Genomic DNA, 2920 nt, shown 5'->3' with positions numbered 1-2920 from the left:
AGTATAGTTAAGTGAAGAAGGGCGCACGGTGGATGCCTTGGCACTAGGAGCCGAAGAAGGACGGGACAAACACCGATATGTCTCGGGGAGCCGTACGTAGGCAGTGATCCGAGAATTTCCGAATGGGGAAACCCTCTACTCGTCATGGAGTAGAACCTATACCTCAATTCATAGGGTATAGGAGGCAGACCCGGGGAACTGAAACATCTCAGTACCCGGAGGAAGAGAAAGCAAACGCGATTTCCCGAGTAGCGGCGAGCGAAACGGAATTAGCCCAAACCAAAAAGCTTGCTTTTTGGGGTTGTAGGACACTCCATTGGAGTTACCAAGAAACACGTTAGACGAAGCGGTCTGGAACGACCCGCGACAGAAGGTAAGAGCCCTGTAGTCGAAAGCGTGTTTCCTCCGGAGTGGATCCTGAGTACGGCGGAACACGTGAAATTCCGTCGGAATCCGGGAGGACCATCTCCCAAGGCTAAATACTCCCTAGTGACCGATAGTGAACCAGTACCGTGAGGGAAAGGTGAAAAGCACCCCGGGAGGGGAGTGAAAGAGAACCTGAAACCGTGTGCCTACAAGTAGTCGGAGCCCTTTTATGGGTGACGGCGTACCTTTTGTAGAATGGACCGGCGAGTTACGATCCCCTGCAAGGTTAAGTGGAAGACACGGAGCCGCAGCGAAAGCGAGTCTGAATAGGGCGAATGAGTAGGTGGTCGTAGACCCGAAACCGTGTGATCTACCCATGTCCAGGGTGAAGGTCAGGTAACACTGACTGGAGGCCCGAACCCACGTACGTTGAAAAGTGCGGGGATGAGGTGTGGGTAGGGGTGAAATGCCAATCGAACACGGAGATAGCTGGTTCTCTCCGAAATAGCTTTAGGGCTAGCCTCAAGGGATGTATGTTGGAGGTAGAGCACTGATTGGACTAGGGGCCCTCACCGGGTTACCGAATTCAGTCAAACTCCGAATGCCAATCATATTACCTTGGGAGTCAGACTATGGGTGATAAGGTTCATAGTCGAAAGGGAAACAGCCCAGACCGTCAGCTAAGGTCCCCAAGTATACGTTAAGTGGAAAAGGATGTGGCGTTGCTCAGACAACCAGGATGTTGGCTTAGAAGCAGCCATCATTTAAAGAGTGCGTAATAGCTCACTGGTCGAGTGACGCTGCGCCGAAAATGTACCGGGGCTAAACGTATCACCGAAGCTACGGATTGTTCTTCGAACAATGGTAGGAGAGCGTTCTAAGTGCTGCGAAGTCAGACCGTGAGGACTGGTGGAGCGCTTAGAAGTGAGAATGCCGGTATGAGTAGCGAAAAAGAAGTGAGAATCTTCTTCACCGAATGCCTAAGGTTTCCTGAGGAAGGCTCGTCCGCTCAGGGTTAGTCGGGGCCTAAGCCGAGGCCGAAAGGCGTAGGCGATGGACAACAGGTTGATATTCCTGTACCACCCAATTCCGTTTGAGTGATGGGGGGACGCAGAAGGATAAGGAATGCGCACCACTGGATGTGTGCGTCGAAGCAGTAAGAGCGTCAGATAGGCAAATCCGTCTGGCAAGCTTGAGCTGTGATCGGGAGGGAAATATAGTACCGAAGTTCCGGATTTCACGCTGCCAAGAAAAGCCTCTAGCAAGGAAAAGGGTGCCCGTACCGCAAACCGACACAGGTAGGCGAGGAGAGAATCCTAAGGTGATCGGGAGAACTCTCGTTAAGGAACTCGGCAAAATGACCCCGTAACTTCGGGAGAAGGGGTGCTTCTTTTGCGAGAAGCCGCAGTGAAAAGGCCCAAGCGACTGTTTAGCAAAAACACAGGTCTCTGCGAAGCCGAAAGGCGAAGTATAGGGGCTGACACCTGCCCGGTGCTGGAAGGTTAAGGGGATGCGTTAGCTTCTGCGAAGCGTTGAACCGAAGCCCCAGTAAACGGCGGCCGTAACTATAACGGTCCTAAGGTAGCGAAATTCCTTGTCGGGTAAGTTCCGACCCGCACGAAAGGTGCAACGACTTGGGCACTGTCTCAACGAGAGACCCGGTGAAATTATACTATGTGTGAAGATGCACATTACCCGCGACAGGACGGAAAGACCCCGTGGAGCTTTACTGTAGCCTGATATTGAATGTTGGTACAGCTTGTACAGGATAGGTGGGAGCCTGAGATGCGTGAGCGCTAGCTTACGTGGAGGCGCCGGTGGGATACCACCCTGGCTGTATTGACCTTCTAACCCAGAACCGTGATCCGGTTCGGAGACAGTGTCAGGTGGGCAGTTTGACTGGGGCGGTCGCCTCCCAAAATGTAACGGAGGCGCCCAAAGGTTCCCTCAGAATGGTTGGAAATCATTCGCAGAGTGTAAAGGCAGAAGGGAGCTTGACTGCGAGACCTACAAGTCGAGCAGGGACGAAAGTCGGGCTTAGTGATCCGGCGGTACCGAATGGAAGGGCCGTCGCTCAACGGATAAAAGCTACCCCGGGGATAACAGGCTTATCTCCCCCAAGAGTCCACATCGACGGGGAGGTTTGGCACCTCGATGTCGGCTCATCGCATCCTGGGGCTGTAGTCGGTCCCAAGGGTTGGGCTGTTCGCCCATTAAAGCGGTACGCGAGCTGGGTTCAGAACGTCGTGAGACAGTTCGGTCCCTATCCGTCGTGGGCGTTGGAAGTTTGAGAGGAGCTGTCCTTAGTACGAGAGGACCGGGATGGACACACCGCTGGTGCACCAGTTGTTCCGCCAGGAGCATCGCTGGGTAGCTACGTGTGGCAGGGATAAGTGCTGAAAGCATCTAAGCATGAAGCCCCCCTCAAGATGAGACTTCCCATCTATTCGATAGAGTAAGATCCCTCAGAGACGATGAGGTAGATAGGTTCGAGGTGGAAGCATGGTGACATGTGCAGCTGACGAATACTAATCGATCGAGGACTTAACTATAC

At 53.3% G+C, this 2920-nt stretch carries 1 rRNA gene; it reads left to right on the top strand.

The annotated features are described in order from the left end of the window. The first annotated feature begins 5 nt into the window (after positions 1 to 5). Positions 6 to 2918: ribosomal RNA gene (locus tag GHT08_RS21775) — 23S ribosomal RNA — on the top strand. The last annotated feature ends 2 nt before the right edge of the window (positions 2919 to 2920 follow it).

Origin of the sequence: Gracilibacillus saliphilus (assembly GCF_010994085.1) — a bacterium.
GTDB classification, from domain to species: Bacteria; Bacillota; Bacilli; order Bacillales; family Amphibacillaceae; genus Gracilibacillus; species Gracilibacillus lacisalsi.
Note: the sequence above shows the minus strand (reverse complement) of the source record. Positions and strands in the feature narration are given on the sequence as shown.